Source organism: Amycolatopsis sp. QT-25 (genome assembly GCF_029369745.1).
GTDB lineage: Bacteria > Actinomycetota > Actinomycetes > Mycobacteriales > Pseudonocardiaceae > Amycolatopsis.
On the sequence record NZ_CP120210.1, the window covers coordinates 2,384,876 to 2,402,648 of the forward strand.

General features: G+C 69.8%; 18 protein-coding genes. 11 read left to right on the forward strand and 7 right to left on the reverse strand.

What is annotated here, in order from left to right:
- Position 1 precedes the first annotated feature (1 nt).
- The 5 genes from P3102_RS11105 to P3102_RS11125 form a co-directional block, all read right to left on the reverse strand.
- Positions 2-940, reverse strand: a complete 939-nt coding sequence (locus P3102_RS11105) for a 3-hydroxyacyl-CoA dehydrogenase NAD-binding domain-containing protein (protein WP_276368731.1) — start codon at positions 938-940, stop codon at positions 2-4.
- The gene (locus P3102_RS11110) at positions 937-1,683 is read right to left on the reverse strand and encodes an acetoacetate decarboxylase (RefSeq protein ID WP_276371101.1); all 747 of its coding nucleotides are present in this window, start codon (positions 1,681-1,683) and stop codon (positions 937-939) included. The genes P3102_RS11105 and P3102_RS11110 overlap by 4 nt, the downstream gene beginning before the upstream one ends.
- 1 nt (position 1,684) lies before the next feature.
- On the reverse strand, positions 1,685-2,452 hold the full coding sequence (locus P3102_RS11115; RefSeq protein WP_276368733.1) for a crotonase/enoyl-CoA hydratase family protein: 768 nt from the start codon (positions 2,450-2,452) through the stop codon (positions 1,685-1,687).
- Between the two features lie 9 nt (positions 2,453-2,461).
- Positions 2,462-3,619 carry a CoA transferase gene (locus P3102_RS11120; RefSeq protein ID WP_276368735.1) on the reverse strand — a complete coding sequence of 386 codons (1,158 nt, stop codon included), beginning with the start codon at positions 3,617-3,619 and terminating at the stop codon, positions 2,462-2,464.
- A gap of 142 nt (positions 3,620-3,761) precedes the next feature.
- Positions 3,762-4,670 carry a LysR family transcriptional regulator gene (locus P3102_RS11125; protein WP_276368736.1) on the reverse strand — a complete coding sequence of 303 codons (909 nt, stop codon included), beginning with the start codon at positions 4,668-4,670 and terminating at the stop codon, positions 3,762-3,764.
- Between the two features lie 273 nt (positions 4,671-4,943).
- Here P3102_RS11125 and P3102_RS11130 point away from each other — a divergent pair, with 273 nt between their 5' ends.
- Together P3102_RS11130 and P3102_RS11135 are read left to right on the forward strand one after the other, a co-directional pair.
- Positions 4,944-5,525: a TetR/AcrR family transcriptional regulator gene (locus tag P3102_RS11130; protein ID WP_346660190.1), complete on the forward strand. Its 582-nt coding sequence runs from the start codon at positions 4,944-4,946 to the stop codon at positions 5,523-5,525.
- Between the two features lie 35 nt (positions 5,526-5,560).
- Positions 5,561-5,923, forward strand: a complete 363-nt coding sequence (locus P3102_RS11135) for a helix-turn-helix domain-containing protein (RefSeq protein WP_276368740.1) — start codon at positions 5,561-5,563, stop codon at positions 5,921-5,923.
- A 213-nt stretch (positions 5,924-6,136) separates the two neighbouring features.
- On the opposite strand, the gene P3102_RS11140 is transcribed toward P3102_RS11135, so the two are convergent.
- On the reverse strand, positions 6,137-6,775 hold the full coding sequence (locus P3102_RS11140; RefSeq protein WP_346660180.1) for a TetR/AcrR family transcriptional regulator: 639 nt from the start codon (positions 6,773-6,775) through the stop codon (positions 6,137-6,139).
- Between the two features lie 65 nt (positions 6,776-6,840).
- Here P3102_RS11140 and P3102_RS11145 point away from each other — a divergent pair, with 65 nt between their 5' ends.
- The 5 genes from P3102_RS11145 to P3102_RS11165 all read left to right on the forward strand — a co-directional run bounded on the left by P3102_RS11145 (position 6,841) and on the right by P3102_RS11165 (position 11,422).
- Positions 6,841-7,353, forward strand: coding sequence for a PH domain-containing protein (locus P3102_RS11145; RefSeq protein ID WP_276368743.1), 513 nt, complete (start codon positions 6,841-6,843; stop codon positions 7,351-7,353).
- Positions 7,350-8,855 (forward strand): PH domain-containing protein, encoded by a 1,506-nt coding sequence (locus P3102_RS11150; RefSeq protein WP_276368744.1) that lies wholly within the window; start codon positions 7,350-7,352, stop codon positions 8,853-8,855. The genes P3102_RS11145 and P3102_RS11150 overlap by 4 nt, the downstream gene beginning before the upstream one ends.
- Before the next feature lie 63 nt (positions 8,856-8,918).
- Positions 8,919-9,680, forward strand: coding sequence for an isocitrate lyase/phosphoenolpyruvate mutase family protein (locus tag P3102_RS11155; protein ID WP_276368746.1), 762 nt, complete (start codon positions 8,919-8,921; stop codon positions 9,678-9,680).
- A 10-nt stretch (positions 9,681-9,690) separates the two neighbouring features.
- Positions 9,691-10,710, forward strand: coding sequence for an aminotransferase class V-fold PLP-dependent enzyme (locus P3102_RS11160; RefSeq protein ID WP_276368747.1), 1,020 nt, complete (start codon positions 9,691-9,693; stop codon positions 10,708-10,710).
- A gap of 88 nt (positions 10,711-10,798) precedes the next feature.
- Entirely contained in the window at positions 10,799-11,422 is a 624-nt protein-coding gene (locus P3102_RS11165) for a hypothetical protein (RefSeq protein ID WP_276371103.1), read from the forward strand.
- A gap of 104 nt (positions 11,423-11,526) precedes the next feature.
- Here P3102_RS11165 and P3102_RS11170 read toward each other — a convergent pair whose 3' ends face one another.
- A complete protein-coding gene (locus P3102_RS11170) occupies positions 11,527-12,465 on the reverse strand; it encodes a ferritin-like domain-containing protein (RefSeq protein ID WP_276368749.1) in 939 nt (312 codons plus the stop codon).
- A 136-nt stretch (positions 12,466-12,601) separates the two neighbouring features.
- On the opposite strand from P3102_RS11170, the gene rimP reads away from it, so the two are divergent.
- From rimP to infB, 4 genes are all read left to right on the forward strand, one after another.
- Complete coding sequence (gene rimP, locus P3102_RS11175; RefSeq protein WP_276368751.1) at positions 12,602-13,141, forward strand: ribosome maturation factor RimP; 540 nt, start codon at positions 12,602-12,604, stop codon at positions 13,139-13,141.
- Positions 13,138-14,178: a transcription termination factor NusA gene (gene nusA, locus P3102_RS11180; protein ID WP_276368752.1), complete on the forward strand. Its 1,041-nt coding sequence runs from the start codon at positions 13,138-13,140 to the stop codon at positions 14,176-14,178. The genes rimP and nusA overlap by 4 nt, the downstream gene beginning before the upstream one ends.
- A gap of 23 nt (positions 14,179-14,201) precedes the next feature.
- Positions 14,202-14,504 (forward strand): YlxR family protein, encoded by a 303-nt coding sequence (locus P3102_RS11185; protein ID WP_276368754.1) that lies wholly within the window; start codon positions 14,202-14,204, stop codon positions 14,502-14,504.
- A gap of 145 nt (positions 14,505-14,649) precedes the next feature.
- Positions 14,650-17,736 carry a translation initiation factor IF-2 gene (gene infB, locus P3102_RS11190; RefSeq protein ID WP_276368755.1) on the forward strand — a complete coding sequence of 1,029 codons (3,087 nt, stop codon included), beginning with the start codon at positions 14,650-14,652 and terminating at the stop codon, positions 17,734-17,736.
- The last annotated feature ends 37 nt before the right edge of the window (positions 17,737-17,773 follow it).

Below are 17,773 nucleotides of genomic sequence, written 5' to 3' on the forward strand. Positions count from 1 at the left end.
TTCAGTTCTCCTCCTTGCGAGTACTGACGGCACTGTCCAAAGCGGACAGCACCGCGAGCTGCTTGCGGTCGCGCGCCTCGGTGAGTTCCGAGTACGTGGAGGAGCCGTAAGCGGATTCCACGGCTTCGATGAGCCGTTCCTGTTCTTCGGGGTCCTGCGAGGGCTGACCGAGGTCCGCCCACATCTTCTTCATCGACTTGCCGATGTGCTCGGCCATGTGCCGGTAACCGCCGGGGCCACCACCCAGATGCGAGCCGAGGAACGGCCCGACGGTGGACCAGCGGATGCCGAGCGAGTTCGTCATCACCGCGTCCAGTTCGGACGGTGACACGACGCCCTGTTCCACCAGGTAGATCGCTTCGCGGCTCAGCGCGTTCTGCAAGCGGTTACCGACGAAGCCGGGGATCTCCTTGTGCTCCACCACCGGGGTGCGGCCGACGAAGCGGTAGAACTCGACGGCGCGGTCCGCCGACTCGGCGCTGGTGCGCTCACCGGGTACGACCTCGACCAGCGGGATCAGATGCGGTGGGTTGAACGGGTGACCGATCAGGACGCGCGACGCGTCGTCCAGCTCCGAAGCGAACGCCGTCGAGGGGATCGCCGAAGACGAGCTGAGCAGCAGCGCGTGCGACGGCGCCTCACGAACCAGGGTGGCGAACAGTTCCTTCTTGAACCCGACGTCCTCGGGTCCGTTCTCCTGCACGACATCCGCGTTCCGGACGGCTTCGGGGACGTCGGCGGCGAGGTGGACGTGCGGGGCGAGGTCCGCGGCGTCCCGGCCGAGATGCGGGGCGAACGTCTCCAGCGCGCCGGCGACGGCGTCGGCGAGATCCGGCCGCGGGTCCGAGACCCGGACCTCCATCCCGTGCGCGGCGAACAACGCCGTCCACGACAGGCCGATGGTGCCCGCGCCGATCACCGCGGCGTTCCGGAAAGTCATGACCGTGCTCCCTTCAAGTAGTCGAAGACCGGCTTGACCGGGGCGAGGGTCAGGTCGGTGAGGATGTGGCTCGCCGAAACGACCTCCAGCACCGGGAGATCGGCGAGCGGGGCCAGGACGTGCTGGAACAGTTGCAGCCGCGCGGGTCCGGTCCACGCCTGGATGACCACCACGTCGGTGATCTCGGTGCGGACCAGTTCGAAGATCCGGGGCGAACCGTCGTAGTGCGGGATGATCTTGAGCATGAACGTCGGCACGGTGATCTGCGCTTCGGCCTCGGACACGTCCAGCCGGTGGTGCTTGTAGCCCATGGTGGCGGTCGCGACCCGTTGGCTGCCGTGGTCGAGCGTCCCGACCAGGGCGCCGTTCTCGGCGAACAACCTCGGCGAGCCGATGGTCTTCGGGTAGGCGCTGATCTCCCGGCCGGACGCGGTGGCGGGGAAGTTGTCGAGGTACATCGCGTGCAGGTACTCGCCGCGCTCACCCTCGAAGCTCACCGGGATCGCCTGCCCGGACTCGGTGTAGGGCCCGTAACCGCTGACGTCGCCCATCTTCATCACCTCGAACCGCACCAGCGGCTCGTCGATCTCCAGCGGTTCCGGCACGACGGCGCGCAGGGCGTCGGTGTCGGTGCGGTAGACGATGTTGAGGTACTCGCGATTCGTGAACCGGGGAACCACCGGCGCGTACGCCGGATTCGTGAGCGGCGTGGTCACCTGCCCGAGGACTTCTTGCTGCTTCATCTCACTCACCTGTCCACTGTGGAGCGCGGCGTTCGGCGAAGGCCTGCATGCCCTCGCGGACGTCGGCCGAGTTCATCAGCGCCGGAAGCTCCGCACGCTGGGTGGCAAACGCTTGCGCGCCGGGGACTCCGTCGGCGGCGCGGACGATCTTCTTGACCAGGGCCAGCGCCAGGGGAGCGTTGGCGGCGACCTGTTCGGCCAGTTGCAGGGCGACCGCGGCGGCCTCGCCGCTCGGGACGACCCGGTTCACCAGGCCGAGGTTTCCGGCGCGCTCGGCGCCGATCGGCTCGCCGGTGAGCAGGAACTCCATCGCCAGGTGGTGCGGGATCCGCTTCGGCAGCCGGAGCACACCGCCCCCCGCGGCGATCAGCCCGCGCTTCACCTCGGGCAGCCCGAACTTGGCGTCCTCGGCGGCGACGATCAGGTCGCAACCCAGCGCCAGTTCGAATCCGCCGCCCATCGCCCAGCCTTCGACGGCCGCGATCAGCGGCTTCGACAGCTCGGCCTCGGTCAGCCCGCCGAACCCTCGGCCGGGGATCTCGGGCGACTCGCCGTGCAGCGCCGCCTTGAGGTCCATACCGGCGCTGAACGAGCCGTCCGCGCCGGTCAGGACCCCGGCCCGCAGGCCGGGATCGGTTTCCAGGAGGTCGAGTGCTTCGGCCAGCCCCGCGGCGACGGCGGCGTTCACCGCGTTGCGGGCCCGCGGCCGGTCGATCGTGATCAGCAGGGTGCCGCCGATCCGCTCGGTCCTCACTTCGTCGGTGCTCATGGTTCTTCCTCAGCGAGTGGTGGCGAGTTCACGCAAGACGTCTTCGGTGTCCTGACCCGGCAGGGGAGCCAGGCGCCGCACGGACCCCGGCGTCACGGAGAACTTCACCGGGATGCCGATGGTGCGGATCGCGCCCTCGCTCGGGTGCTCGACGACGTCGAGCAGGTGACCGTCGCGGACGTAGTCGTCGTCCTGCGCGTTGTCCAGTTCCAGGACCGGGGCCATCGGGATGCTGTACTTCGCGCAGACCTCGGTCCACTCTTCGGTGGTCAGCGCCGGAGCGCATTCGGCGATCATCCCGGCCAGCGCCTCGTGGTCGGCGCCGTCGATGGCGTCCCCGGTGACGCGGGGATCCTCGGCCAGTTCGGGCCGCCCGGCGGCCTGGAAGAAGTCGCGGAAGTTCTGCGGGTTGTAGGGGATCACGCAGGCCATGCCGTCCTTGGTGTGCACGGCCTGATGACCCGGGTTCATCGACGGGCCGAAGCCGGTCGGGCTCTCCGCGGGCTCGAACACGTGCCCGGCGAGGTGCTCGACCAGGTTGAACGCGATCAGCGTGTCGGTCATCGGGATCTCGACACGCTGGCCCTCACCGGTCCGGTCGCGGTGCACCAGCGCGGCGAGCACGGTGTAGACGATGGTCAGCGAGGACACCTTGTCGCCGATGATCGTCGGCAGGTAGACCGGCCTGCCCAGGGCGCGGTTCGCGACGTCGACCAGGCCGGACGACGCCTGCACGGTCTCGTCGTAGGCGGCGTGACCCGCGCGGTCGGAATCGCTGCGGAAACCCTGGGCGTGGGCATAGACCAGGCCGGGATTGCGGGCGGCGACGTCGGCGTAGGTCAGGCCGAGCCTGCTCAACGCGCCGGGGCGCATGTTGGTGATCAGCACGTCGGCGGTGTCGATCAGTTCGAGCGCCCGCTCGCGCTGCTCCCCGTCCTTCAGGTCGAGGGCGACGCTGCGCTTGTTGCGGTTCACGTTCAGGTTGAGCGGCGTCATTCCCGGTGTCGTGCGGAACTTGCCCACCCGGACGGTGTCGGCCGGGGACTCGATCTTGATCACGTCGGCACCGAGGTCGCCGAGGATCTGCGCGGCGTACGGGCCCATGACCACCGTCGAGAGGTCGATCACGCGAACGCCGTCCAGCGGTCCGGTGGCGGTTTGCGTCATTTTGCTTCCCTTCGCCGTTGTTCGCTCTACGATCGAAGTTAGGCTTGAATGGCGAAAAAGGGAATGATCAAGAAGCGAAGAATGGTATGACTGCGGTGGTCATGCCATTCTTCGGCCACGGTGGACGGTACGCCGCGGACCCTCAGGTGGAGAGCGGTTCGGCGAAAATCTCGCGGGCCGCCTCGACCAGGTCGGCGAGGTCGCCCTTCTCGGCGCGGTCACGCCGCCAGACCAGCGCGGTCTCCAGCCGGGGCTGGAAATCCGAGAACGGGAGGACGGTGGCGCCATCGACGAGGAACAGATGCATCGGGCTGGCCGGGTCGAGCATCGTGATCGAGAACGACGAACCGTTCGCCACCAATTCGGAAATGCCCGAATATTCGGTTCCGCCGACTTTGAGTCTTTTCTTGATCCCCGCCTTCGACAACGTGTGGTCCATGTCGTCCGAATAGGCCGGAATGCTTTCCGAGGCGGACGGGATGTAGGACAGATCACTCAATTCGGCGATGGTGACCGTCTTCCGCCCGGCGAACCGGCCGGCCGGGACGACGGCGCCGAGCCGCTCCACCTGCACCGGGACGATCTCGAGCATGGGATCGACGATCGGCATCCGGACCAGCGACAGCGCCAGTTTGCCCTCGTGGACCGCGGCGACCAGATCGGGCGTCGTCCCTGGCCAGCGTTTGAGCTCGAACCGGTCGCGGCCGCGCTGTTCGAGCCGTTTGACGCGTTCCCGCAGAGCCGGGTGCACGCCGGCGGGCATGCCGACGAACACGGTGCTCCGCCGCGGCTTCACCGCCTCCTGCAACCGCCAGGGGATCGCGTTGACCTGTTCGAGGACGTCCCGCGCGATGGGCAGCAACGCGGTGCCCGCCGCGGTGAGGGTGACGTGATGCGTGCTGCGATCGAACAGCCGGTGGCCGAGTTCGTGTTCGAGATCCTTGATGCGCTGGCTCAGCGGGGAGGCGGCCATATGCAGTCTGCGGGCCGCCTGGGAGAAGTTCAGCTCCTCGGCGACGGCCACGAAGTACCGCAGGTGCAACATCTCCACTCGGTCACCCTAGCCGCAGGGCCACGGTGCACGCGGCTCCGCCTTCCGGCACCGGCCCGAGGCCGCCGTCGTGCACCGCCGGGCCTGCCCTTAGGTGGCACCCCCGGCCTCGGCACAGGCGCCGGCACGCCCCCGAACACGGCACGGTGGCCCTTCTCCTCAACTGGACCCGAATCGCCACTCACGGCCACCTGGACCACCGGCTCGTGCGGCGCACCATAAAGTAGGCGCATGGCCGCACCACGACGCACGCAGGAGGAACGCAGCGCCGCGATGCGCGTCAGGCTGCTCGACGCCACGATCGACTGTCTCGTCGAGTACGGCTACGCGGGCACCACGACCACCCGCGTCGCGGATCGCGCCGGGGTGACCCGCGGCGCGCAGGTGCATCACTTCCCGACCAAGACCGACCTCGTCACCTCCGCGATCCGGCATCTCGCGGCCAGGCGCACCGAGGTCGCGATGGCGGAGATCGACCGGCTCAAGGCCTCGACCGACCCGGTCGGCGACGCGTTGCAGCTGATGTGGGAGATGCACCAGGGGCCGGTCTTCTCGGCGACCGTGGAGCTGTGGGTGGCGTCGCGGACCGACCCGGAGCTGCGCGCCCAGATGGCCGTGGTCGAGCCGATCGCGACCAGCAGCCTGGTCGAGTTCGGCAAGGCGCTGCTGCCGGAACACGCGGCGCATCCGGAGTTCCTGCACGCGGTGTACACGGCGATGGACGTCGTCCGCGGCATTCTCATCGCCAGCTGGGCGACCCGCGACCAGACCGAACTGGAGGCGCGCTGGGAGCGCGGCCGCCGTCATCTGATCCTGCTGTTCGAAGCGCTGATGCAGCCCGCTCCCTCTCGCTAGGCATGTTACTCTCCCGAAGAGAGTAAGGAGGTCACGTGCTCGGAAACCCGTACGATCCCGACTGCCCCACCCGCGCGCTGCTCGATCGCATCGGTGATCAGTGGACCGTGCTCATCATCGGCGTGCTCGGTGACGGCCCGCTCCGGTTCACCGAGATCGGCAAACGGGTGCGCGGCATTTCGCAGAAAGTCCTCACTCAGACGCTCCGCAGCCTCGTCCGCGACGGCATCCTGACGCGCACCGCGTACCCGGAGATCCCGCCGCACGTCGAGTACGAGCTGACCGCCCTCGGTCGCAACCTCGCCGAACCGCTCGACATGCTCGACAAATGGGCTCGCGTGCACATGGGTGAGGTCCTGGACGCCCGCAAGACCTACGACGGGCAGCTCACCGCTTGAGCAGGCCGGTCTCGTGCGACGGCAGACCCCCTGGGGCCGGTTCGCGCAGTCCGGTTCGACCGGCATCCGCGACAGGTAGCTCTCCACCGTCGCCTCGGCGAGGTGCGGCCGAGCCGCGATGTCCGGTTTGGACAGTCCTTCGCCGAGGCGGGCCGAGACATCCGTCAGCCGACATCGCCACCAGCCGTTGCGCGCCCTGGCCTCGGCCGCGTCTCATCCGGCTGGGGCCGAGCCGAACAGCCGATCGAGGTAGTAGTCCACAGTAGACAGTGCCTCGTCCGGGGTGCGGTGCTTCATCACGATGTTGGTGCCCTGTGAATCGGCGAGTGCCCAGAGGATCGCGGACTCGTGCATCGGGTCGGCGGACTTGTCGACATCGCCCGCGTCCTGTCCCTGCCGGATCAAAAGGGCGAGCAGGTCGAACAACTGAGGGACACCGTCGGTGAACGCGGCCGCGAAGGCGGGGTCCGAGATCGCGCGGATGAAGAACGCGACGCCCATCAGCCAGTCGCCGCGCCTGCGCTCGTCGAGCGGCAGGATCTCGGTCATGATCGCGCGGATGACGGCTTTGGGCGTCGACGGCAGTTCTCCGGCCGCCAACTGGGCTTTGATGCGCGCTTCGTACACCTGGGAGCGGCGTTCGACGGCGAACAGCAGCATCTCGTCCTTGGTCTTGAAGTAGTGCTGCACCAAACCCATCGACATGCCCGCTTCGGCGGCGACATGCCGGAGGCTGACTCCCTCCAGGCCCCGGGTGGCCGTCAGCCGGGTCAGCGCCTCGGCGATCTCCGCCCGCCGCGCGACGTGATCCACCTGCTTCGGCACTTCACCATCCGTTTCGCTGTTTGCCATGCGATCGCATTGCCACTACGGTCCCATGTTATTACGATGCGATCGCATTGTAAACGATCTCGGGGGTGAACTCGGTGGAAACCGATCGAGGGAAGGTGCGGTTGAGGCCGCCGCGGAACGTGCTGGATCAGCGGGTCGTGGGCTGGTGGCGCCTGCAGGGAACGCTTTTCTGGGCAACCCCGGTGCTGGTGCTGGTGGTGCTCGGGCTGCTCGTCACGCCCGCGCGGTTCTGGCTGCTGACACCGGCGGCGGTGTTCGCGGTGGTGGGGCTGGTCTGGGTGATGGCGATGCCGCTGTGGTGGTTCAAGGTGCATCGCTGGGAGGTCACGGAGACGGCGGTGTACGCGCGCTCCGGGTTCTTCTGGCAGGAATGGCGCGTCGCGCCGATGTCGCGGATCCAGACCGTGGACACCCTGCGCGGTCCGCTGCAGCAACTGTTCAAGCTCGCCACCGTCACGGTCACCACGGCGTCGGCGCGGGGCGCGGTCAAGATCCGCGGGCTCGACCACGAACTGGCCGCGAGCCTGGCGGAGCAGCTCACCGAAACGACGCAGGCGACGCCGGGGGACGCGACATGACTTCGGGCGAGTTCGAGGACTGGAGCACACTCGACAGACGGACGCTCGCCGTCACCGCACTGACCATGACGGGCGCGGCCGTCGGTGCCGCGATCCCGACCACGCTCGCGATCGTGGGTGGCGGAGGACGGCTCTGGGTCGCGTTCGCCTGGGTCGTCGCGGGCGGGGTGCTTCTCGTCGGCGGTGGCGTGCTGGCCGAGCTGTTCTACTGGAAAGGCGTGCGCTACCGGGTCACGCCGGACCGGCTGGAGACGGCGTTCACGCTGGTCTTCCGCTCACGGAAAGCCCTGCAGCGCGAACGGATCCGCAACGTCGACCTGACGGCCAACCCGCTGCACCGCCTGTTCGACGTCGCGGTGGTGACCATCGGCACCGGCTCGCACGAATCGGGCGGACAGGGCCGGATCAAGCTCAACCCCGTCTCCCGCGCCGAGGCCGAGCGCCTGCGCGCGGACCTGTTGCGCCGCGCGGAGATCGCGGAGACCGACGAGGACGCGCCGCTCGCCGAACTGGACCGGGGCTGGATCCGCTACGCGCCGATGTCGTTCCTGACTCCGACACTCGGCCTCGCGGCGGGCGGCGGGCTCATGCAGGTCTCCGAATGGGCAGGGCTGCAGGAAGGCCTGATCGACTGGGTGATCGGCCTGTTCCGCGGTATCCCGCTGGTGGTGGCGATCCTGATCCTGCTGGCGATCGCGATGGTCGTCGGCGTGGTCGGCGCGCTGGGCCTGTGGATCGAAATGTGGTGGAACTACCGGCTCGACCGCGAATCCGGCGGCACGCTGCGAGTGCGCCGTGGCCTGTTCACCACGCGCTCGATCTCGATCGAGGAAAGCCGGCTGCGCGGCATCGACCTCGTCGAGCCACTCGGGAACCGGATCTCCGGCGCCGCGCGGGTCGACGCGATCGCCACCGGCATGCGGCAGGGCGACGACAAGGACAAGACCGACTACCACACGCTCCTGCCCGCCGCGCCGGTCGCGGTCGCCAACCGGGTCGCCGCCACGGTGCTGCGCGAACCCGTCTCGCCGACCGAAGCCGTCCGGCTGACCGGACATCCGCGCGCCGCGCGGGGACGGCTGCTGCGCTGGTGGGTCGGTTCGGTCGTGATGCTGCTGGCGATCTTCGCCGTCCTCGGCCTGCTGCTGACCGACGTCCTGCTGGTGATCGGTGCCGCGCTCGGTGTCGTGCTGCTGCCGGTTTCGGTGCTGCTGGCGCTGGACGCCTACCGCAACCTCGGGCACGGGATCACCGGGCGGTACCTCGTCGGGCGGCACGGGACGGTGCGGCGGAGCACGTTCGCCCTGGAACGCGAAGGCGTGATCGGGTGGACGGTGAAGCAGTCGATCTTCCAGCGGCGCAAGGGATTGCTGACCGTCGTGGCGACCACGGCCGCCGGAGGCGGGGCGTACGCGGTGTATGACGCCGGGGAGGAGCAGGGGCTGCTGTTCGCCGAGGAGTCGGTGCCCGAACTGCTGACGCCTTTCCTGGAACGGGTTTGACGGGCACGCGACAGGCCGGACGCTTCGGCTGCCACCGAAGCGTCCACTGGCTACCGTCGTGAGATGACCGCATTCGCCGCGCTCCACGTCCCCGGTTCCCCGCTGCTGCTGCCGAACGTGTGGGAGTTCGGCACGGCCGCCTTCCTGGCCGCGCAGGGCTTCCCGGCGCTCGGCACGACCAGCCTCGGGGTCTCGGCCGCCGAGGGCGAGCCGGACGGTGCCCCCTCCACCAAGGACGCCACCGTCCGGCTGGCGCGGCGGCTCGCCGAACTGGACGCGCTGATCAGCGTCGACCTCGCGGACGGCTTCAGCGAGGACCCGGGCGAGGTCGGCGCGCTGGCCGCGGAACTCGCCGAAGCCGGTGTGGCGGGCATCAACCTCGAAGACGGCCTCGGCGATCCCGCGCGGCACGCGGCCAAGATCGCGGCGGCGAAGGAACACGCCCCGGACCTTTTCGTCAACGCGCGGACGGACACGCATTGGCTGGGCAAGCCCGACTTCGGCACCGCGGCCGATCGCTGTCGGTCCTATGTGGACGCGGGTGCGGACGGCGTGTTCGTACCGGGGCTCGCCGAGCCCGCGGACGTCGAACGGTTGGTGAAGGCCGTGGCCAAACCGCTGAACCTACTGTTCCTCCCCGGCAAGGTCACCGTCGACGGCCTCGCCGGACTCGGTGTCGCGCGGATCAGCCTCGGATCGCTGCCGTACCGGATGGCGCTGGCCGCCACGCTGCGCACCGTCGAGGCCGTCCGCGACGGCGGTGAACTCCCGCTGACCCCACCGTCCTACGGCGACGTCGCGGCCCTGCTCCCGGAATCTCCCTAGGCTCGAAACCATGCAGACCTTCGGAGCCGAATTCGCAGTCCCGCCGGGTTATCTCAACACGCCCAGCATCGGCGTCCCGCCGTCGCACGCGGCCGACGCGGTGGCCGAGGCGGTCGAGCGGTGGCGACGCGGCGAAGCCCGGCCGACGGACTTCGACGAGCCCGTCGCGCGGACCCGGGCCGGGTTCGGCGCGCTGATCGGGGTCCCGGCGGAGCGAGTGGCGATCGGGGCGTCCGTTTCGCAGCTGATCGCGAACGTGGCGGCCGGGCTGCCCGACGGTGCCCGGGTGCTGGTGGCCGGGAACGACTTCACGAGCGTCACCTTCCCGTTCGCGGCTCAGGCGCACCGCGGGGTGAAGGTCACCGAAGTGCCGTTGACCGAACTGACCGAGCGCGTCGAGGGGCACGACCTCGTCGCGGTCAGCGTCGTCCAGTCGGCGGACGGCGCTCAGCCCGATCTCGGCGCGCTCCGTGCCGCGGCCGAGGCGGCGGGCGCGGCGGTCCTGCTCGACGCCACCCAGGCCGCCGGCTGGCAGCCGCTCGACCTCGGCTGGGCCGACTGGGTGGTCGCCGCGGGATACAAGTGGCTGCTCGCGCCGCGCGGGGCGGCGTGGCTGGCCGCGCATCCGCGGGTGCTGGAGCGAGCCGTGCCCGTCGCCGCGAACTGGTACGCGGGGCAGGACCGCGGGCAGACCGTCTACGGCCTTCCGCTGCGGCTCGCGGAGGGCACGCGGTCGCTCGACCTGTCGCCGGCCTGGCTCTCGTTCGTCGGCGCCGCCGTCTCGCTGGACTACCTCGGCTCCCTCGACCTGGGGGCCGTCCGCGCGCACTGCGTGGGCCTCGCGGACGCGCTCCTCGAAGCGCTCGGTTCACCCGGTCAGGGGAGTGCGATCGTCTCGCTCGACGTCGACGCCGTCCGGGTGAAGGAAGCGGGCATCGTGGCCGGTAGCCGGGCCGGAAGGCAGCGATTCGGCTTCCATCTCTACAACACGGTCAGCGACGTCGAGCGGGTGATAAGCACGTTCAGGTGAACCGCCGGAGTGCTGTGAACTACCGTATGTTCCCGTGGTTGGTGCGCAATTTACCCCGGGAGCGGCGGAAACGGCCCGGCTTCAGCCGGTGCGACCGGCAGGGCCGGGCGGGCCGCCGCCCGCGCCGTCGAGGGACAGCAAGGGCCTGGCAGTCCTGGCACTGAAAGGCGCCGGGCTGGTCGCCATCGCGGCCGTCTCCGCGCTGCTCTGGTGGCTGATCCGGCACGAGCCGGAGCCGACCCCGATCGCGGACACGCCGGCGAACAGCGGACGGTTCCAGTACACGCTGGTCGAAGGCCCGCAGGTCACCACCGACTGCGCGAGCAAGTCCTACGGCGACACCAAGGAGTTCTTCACCCAGACGCCGTGCAAGCGGCTGTCGCGGGCGCTGTACACGACCGAGACCGGCGGGAAGAAGGCGCTGGTGTCGGTCGTCCTCGTCACCATGCCCGGCGAGGTCACCGCGACCCAGCTCAAGGCGCTCACCGACAAGGACGGCACGGGCAACGTGTCCGACCTCGTGCGCGACGGCACTTTCAAGGCGCAGGGCGCCCCGAAGATCTCTGGACAGGACGCGGCCTACGACTCCCACGTCACCGGACCCGACGTGGCCATCGTGCTGGCCGGTTTCTACGACAAGCAGACCGACAAGCCGGTGCTGGAGCGGATCGCGACCGACGCTTTGCGGCTCTCGGGCGATCTGCGCCGCTGAGTGGAGGCTCCCTCCGGATGCTGGGAAAGGACCGTTCCTGGCAAAATTCGCCAGGAACGGTCCTTTCCCAGCGCGCGATAGGGGCCGAAGCAGGCGTAAGAGGCTCAGGCCGATTGGCCCGGCATGGCGATCGCCACCGGCTTCGCGCCGAACTCGGCCCGCCAAGCGGTCCCTCGTCGCGCCGATCCGATCAGCGCGTTCAGCGCCGTCGTCCGCAGAGCCGCGTCGTCGGTCCGGTCGATGAGGCCGAGCCAGGCCGCCGTCGCGTCCGCTTCGGCCGTGGCCACCAGTTCCATCGCCGAATTCGCCTCGGTCACCGGCTTCGGCGGCACGTACGCGGCCTCCGGTCCGGTGGCGGTCTGCCCGGCCGCGGAGAGCATCCGCTCGCAGACGTTCCGCCGCTTGACGTGCTCGGCCGTGCCGCGGCTCACCGCGCCAGTGAAGGCGGCCGGCAGATAGGCGCTGACCAGTCCGTACACCCAGATCGCCGCGTGTTCGGCGGCCAGCGCCCGCTGGACGGCTTCCGTCGTCTCCCCGCCGAGCTGGACTCCGGCGGGTATTTCGACGGCTTCGGCGTCGTCGCCTCGGCCGAGTTTGTCCGAACTCTGCTGCAGCGCGGCGCAGCCCGCCGCGATCGAGGCGACCATCCCGGCGCGGTAGCGGGGCAGTGTGGGCACGAGACCTTCGGCCTGTTCGCGGGCCTGGGCGAGCCGTTCCTTGAGCCCGTCCACCGACGAGGGCGGGTTCTCCGCGGGGCCCTGCTGGTCCGGTTTCGGCCGGTTGAGCCGGTCCACCTCGGTCTTGAGCGCCGCCGCGTGCGCGGCCCGCGCCGTCGCGACCGCTTCGCCTTCGGCACCTGGCAACGCCTTCGCGCCCGCCACGTCGGTCTCCGCGGCGCGCAGCAGCGGGCCCAGCGGATCGGGGGTCTCGTCGAAGCCGGGGGAGCAGGCGGACGCCAGCGGCACGGCCGCCACGGCCAGCGCTCCCAGCCGCAGGAAAGCGCGACGGCTCGGCGAGGTGGGCTCTGTCGATCTTCCGGTCACGCCGCCCCATCCTGCCAGTACCCCGTGCGGGGCCGCCGCTCGCGCGTCACGCGGGGGCGACCGGATAAGCTGGTCCACTACCGAACCCGGGATCCACGCCGCCGGGTCGCCCACCGCCGAACAGGAGCGCTCCACCGTGCCCAACGACCTCGCCAGCAGGCTGGAGCCCATCGTGGCCGAAGCCGTCAAGGCCGCGGGTTTCGACCTCGATTCCTTCGAGGTCCAGCAGGCAGGCCGCCGTCAGCTGGTCAAGGTCGTCGTCGACGGGGACGACGGCGTCGGGCTGGACGAGGTGGCGAGCGTCAGCCGGGCGGTTTCCGCCGCGCTCGACGAGAACGAGCACGTGATCGCGAGCGCGTACACGCTCGAAGTCACCTCGCCCGGCCTCGACCGGCCGCTGACCGTGCAGCGGCATTGGCGGCGCGCGAAGTTCCGCCTCGTCAAGATCACCCCGGCCGAAGGCGCCGCCTACCTCGGCCGGGTCGGGCACGCGGGGGAGAACTCCGCGCGCGTGCTCGTGGACGGCGAGATCCGGGACGTCTCCTACGCCTCGGTGGCCAAAGCGGTCATCGAGATCGAATTCAAGCAACCACCTGCCGAGGACCTGAAACTGTTGGAAACCGATGCGTCGGCCCTGAACGCCGCCACCACGGAGCCGAAGGAGGAGCCGAAGTGAACGTCGACATCGCAGCGCTGCGCGCGATCGAACGGGACAAGGACATCCCCTTCGAAACGGTGATCGAAGCGATCGAAACCGCCTTGCTCACCGCGTACAAGCACACCGAGGGCCACCAGTCGCACGCCAGGATCGACATCGACCGCAAGAGCGGGCTGGTCCGTGTCCTCGCGCACACCCTCACCCCGGACGGCCAGACCGACGAGGAATGGGACGACACCCCCGAAGGCTTCGGGCGGATCGCCGCGACCACCGCGCGGCAGGTCATCCTGCAGCGTCTCCGCGACGCCGAGCACGAGAAGACCTTCGGCGAGTTCTCCGCCAAGGAGAACGAGATCGTCGCCGGTGTGGTGCAGCGTGACGCCCGCGCCAACGCCCGCGGCATGGTCATCATCCAGGTGGGCGACATCGAGGGCGTGCTGCCCGCGATCGAGCAGGTGCCAGGCGAGACCTACGAGCACGGCGACCGGATCAAGGCCTACGTCGTCACCGTCTCGCGCGGCAACCGCGGCCCGCAGATCACGCTGTCGCGCTCGCACCCGAAACTGGTGCACAAGCTGTTCGCCCTCGAGGTCCCCGAGATCGCCGACGGCACGGTCGAGATCGCCGCCGTCGCGCGGGAACCCGGTCACCGCACCAAGATCGCGGTCCGATCGACGGTGCCCGGCGTCAACGCCAAGGGCGCCTGCATCGGCCCGGTCGGCGCGCGCGTGCGCAACGTGATGAGCGAACTGGCGGGTGAGAAGATCGACATCATCGACTTCTCCGAAGACCCGGCGAAGTTCGTCGGGAATGCGCTGTCGCCCGCGAAGGTTGTCTCCGTACGGGTCGTCGACGAGCGGGCCAAGACCGCTCGCGTCGTCGTCCCGGACTACCAGCTTTCGCTCGCGATCGGCAAGGAAGGGCAGAACGCGCGCCTCGCCGCCCGCCTCACCGGGTGGCGGATCGACATCCGCAGTGACGCCGCTCCCGACCAGGGTGACGAAGCACACGCCGGGCAGGCGCGGCCCGCCGCGGCAACCGGTTCGGCTGAGTGAAGGTCGAAGCGCTAGACTTACGAGTGGTTCAGAGCCCGCGGCCGGGAACCGACCTCCAGCACGACCGGGAAGCCCCGGTTCGCACCTGTGTGGGTTGCCGTAAGCGGGCCTTGATCGGTGAGTTGCTGCGAGTGGTCGCGGCGGACGGTCGGTTGATCGTCGACGAACGTCGGCGATTGCCGGGCCGGGGTGCCTGGTTGCACCCCGTGCCGGACTGTCTGGCCAAGGCCGAGCGGCGCAGGGCGTTCCCCCGGGCACTTCGTGTTCCAGGGTCGCTCGACGCCCAGGGTGTCCACGAACGCCTGGAGCGGCACACCGAAGGTTGAAAGGCGCCGGGACACCCCCGGTGCCGGATGGAATCAGGAAGCAGGTCGACCCGTCATGAGTCAGCCGTGAAGCTGAATCAATGAACGCGCGACAATAGGACGAGGTCTGCGGGTCTGCCGCCGGCCTCCCCAGATGAGGAGAGCTGTGCCAGGCAAGGCCCGAGTACATGAGCTCGCGAAAGAGCTCGGCATCACCAGCAAGGAAGTTCTCGCCAAGTTGAAGGAACAGGGCGAGTTCGTGAAGTCCGCGTCGTCCACCGTCGAGGCGCCGGTCGCCCGCCGTCTCCGTGACGCGTACCCGGCCAAGGACGGCAAGAAGAAGCCGGTTCCGACCCCCGGCCCGCGCCCTTCGCCCGCGCCTCCCGCGAAGCCCGCTGCCCCGGCTCCGGCCGCGAAGCAGGCCCAGCCCGCGCCCGCGGCGAAGACCGAGGCCCCGGCCGCCCCCGCGGCGTCCGCTCCGGCGGAGTCGACGGCGGCAGCGTCGTCGGCGTCGTCAGCGTCGGCAGTGTCGTCAGCGGCGGCGTCGGCCCCGGCCCAGCAGCCGTCCCGTCCCTCCACCCCGGGTGTCCGCCCGGGTCCGCGCCCCGGCCCCCGGCCGCCGGCGCCGAAGGAAGAGGTCGCTCCGGCGGCGAAGGCCGCTCCGGCCGAGCCGAAGCAGCCCGAGGCCAAGGAAACCCCGGCAGCACCGGCCACCCCGCCGGCGTCCCAGACGCCGTCGCAGGGTTCGGTCGTGCCGCCGAAGCCGCAGGGCCCCAAGCCCGGCGGCCCGAAGCCCGGCCCGCGCACCCCGCGTGTCGGGAACAACCCGTTCGGAGTGGGTTCCGGTTCTCCGGCCCCGCGTCCGTCCGGTCCCCGTCCCGGTGGCGGCCAGCAGGGCGGCGACAACCGTCCTCCGCGTCCCGGTGGCGGTCAGGGTGGCGACAACCGTCCGCCGCGTCCCGGTGGCGGCGCTCCCGGCGGTAACCGGCCGAACCCGGGCAACATGCCCCCGCGCCCGAACCCCGGCATGATGCCGGGCCGTCCGGCCCGTCCGGCCGGTGGTCCCGGTGGCGCCCGTGGCGGCCCCGGCGGCGGCGCCCGTGGTGGCCCCGGTGGCGGCGCCCGTGGTGGTCCCGGTGGCGGCGGCGGAGGTTTCCGCGGCGGTCCCGGTGGCGGTGGCGGCGGCGGAGGTTTCCGTCCCGGTGGCGGCGGCGGTGGCGGTTTCCGTCCCGGTGGCGGTGGCCCCGGTGGCGGTGGCGGTGCCCCGGCCGGTGGTGGCGGTTTCCGTGGCGGCGGCGGCCGTGGTGGCCCCGGTGGCCGCGGTGGTACCGCTGGTGCCTTCGGTCGTCCCGGTGGTCCCGCTCGCAAGGGCCGGAAGTCCAAGCGCCAGAAGCGCATGGAGTACATGGACAACATGCAGGCGCCCAGCGTCGGTGGCGTTCGCCTGCCCAAGGGCAGCGGCGAAACGATCCGCCTGCCGCGTGGCGCTTCGCTGACCGACTTCGCCGAGAAGATCGACGCCAACCCGGCTTCGCTGGTGCAGGTGCTCTTCCACCTCGGTGAGATGGTCACGGCGACGCAGTCCGTGTCGGACGACATCCTCGAGCTGCTCGGCGGCGAGATGAACTACGTCGTCCAGGTCGTCAGCCCCGAGGAAGAGGACCGGGAGCTGCTGGAGACCTTCGACATCACCTACGGCGAAGACGCGGGTGAGGAAGAGGATCTGCAGGTCCGGCCGCCGGTCGTGACGATCATGGGTCACGTCGACCACGGTAAGACCCGGCTGCTCGACACGATCCGCAAGACGAAGGTGCGCGAGGGCGAAGCCGGTGGCATCACCCAGCACATCGGCGCCTACCAGATCGAGACCGAGCTCGAGGGCACCCCGCGTCTCGTGACGTTCATCGACACCCCGGGTCACGAGGCGTTCACCGCCATGCGTGCTCGTGGTGCGAACGCCACGGACATCGCGGTCATCGTGGTCGCGGCCGACGACGGCGTCATGCCGCAGACGGTCGAGGCGATCAACCACGCGCAGGCCGCCAAGGCCCCGATCGTGGTCGCGATCAACAAGATCGACAAGGAGGGCGCGAACCCGGACAAGATCCGGCAGCAGCTCACCGAGTACAACCTCGTGGCCGAGGAGTACGGCGGCGACACGATGTTCGTCGAGATCTCGGCGCGGGAGAACATCAACATCGATGGTCTCCTCGAGGCGATCCTGCTGACCGCCGATGCCGCGCTCGACCTGCGGGCCAACCCGGACATGGAGGCCCAGGGCGTCGCGATCGAGGCACACCTGGACCGCGGTCGCGGTCCGGTCGCCACGGTGCTGGTCCAGCGCGGAACGCTGCGCGTCGGTGACTCCGTCGTCGCCGGTGACGCGTACGGCCGCGTGCGGAAGATGGTCGACGAGCACAACGTCAACGTCACCGAAGCGACCCCGTCGCGTCCGGTCCAGGTCATCGGATTCACCTCGGTGCCCGGCGCCGGCGACACGTTCCTCGTCGTCGACGAGGACAGGGTCGCCCGGCAGATCGCCGAGCGGCGTTCGGCCCGTACCCGCAACGCGCTCAACGCGTCGCGTCGTAAGCGGGTCAGCCTCGAAGACCTCGATGAGGCCTTGAAGGAGACGAGCACCCTCAACCTGATCATCAAGGGTGACAACTCCGGTACGGTCGAAGCCCTCGAAGCCTCGCTGATGCAGCTGGATGTCGGCGAAGAAGAGGTCGAGCTCAACGTGGTCCACCGCGGTGTCGGTGGCGTCACGGAGTCCGACATCGACCTGGCGACCGCGTCCAACGCGATCGTCCTGGGCTTCAACGTGCGGGCACAGGGCAAGGCGACCGAGCGGGCCACCCGCGAGGGCGTCGACGTCCGGTACTACACGGTCATCTACCAGGCGATCGACGAGATCGAAGCCGCGCTCAAGGGCATGCTCAAGCCGATCTTCGAAGAGGTCGAGCTGGGCAAGGCCGAGATCCGCGGGATCTTCAAGTCGTCGAAGGTCGGTACGATCGCCGGTTGCATGGTCATCTCGGGTGAGATCCGGCGTAACGCCAAGGGTCGTCTCCTCCGTGACGGCAACGTCATCGTCGAGAACCTGCCGATCAACTCGCTGAAGCGCGAAAAGGACGACGTCACCGAGGTCCGCGAGGGCTTCGAGTGTGGTCTCACCTTGGGTAACTACAGCGATTTGAAGCTCGGCGACGTCATCGAAACCTACGAGCAGCGCGAAAAGCCGCGTGCGTAAGTGACACGGGCGGCGCTCCCTCGCAGCTGGGCGGGGG

Bases quoted from the DNA above. Each gene is read 5' to 3' on its own strand.
- P3102_RS11110 (WP_276371101.1), bottom strand. From the start codon at position 1,683: ATGAAGCAGCAAGAAGTCCTCGGGCAGGTGACCACGCCGCTCACGAAT.
- P3102_RS11160 (WP_276368747.1), top strand. From the start codon at position 9,691: ATGCAGACCTTCGGAGCCGAATTCGCAGTCCCGCCGGGTTATCTCAAC.
- P3102_RS11115 (WP_276368733.1), bottom strand. From the start codon at position 2,452: ATGAGCACCGACGAAGTGAGGACCGAGCGGATCGGCGGCACCCTGCTG.
- P3102_RS11140 (WP_346660180.1), bottom strand. From the start codon at position 6,775: ATGGCAAACAGCGAAACGGATGGTGAAGTGCCGAAGCAGGTGGATCAC.
- P3102_RS11105 (WP_276368731.1), bottom strand. From the start codon at position 940: ATGACTTTCCGGAACGCCGCGGTGATCGGCGCGGGCACCATCGGCCTG.
- P3102_RS11120 (WP_276368735.1), bottom strand. From the start codon at position 3,619: ATGACGCAAACCGCCACCGGACCGCTGGACGGCGTTCGCGTGATCGAC.
- P3102_RS11150 (WP_276368744.1), top strand. From the start codon at position 7,350: ATGACTTCGGGCGAGTTCGAGGACTGGAGCACACTCGACAGACGGACG.
- P3102_RS11155 (WP_276368746.1), top strand. From the start codon at position 8,919: ATGACCGCATTCGCCGCGCTCCACGTCCCCGGTTCCCCGCTGCTGCTG.
- P3102_RS11130 (WP_346660190.1), top strand. From the start codon at position 4,944: ATGCGCGTCAGGCTGCTCGACGCCACGATCGACTGTCTCGTCGAGTAC.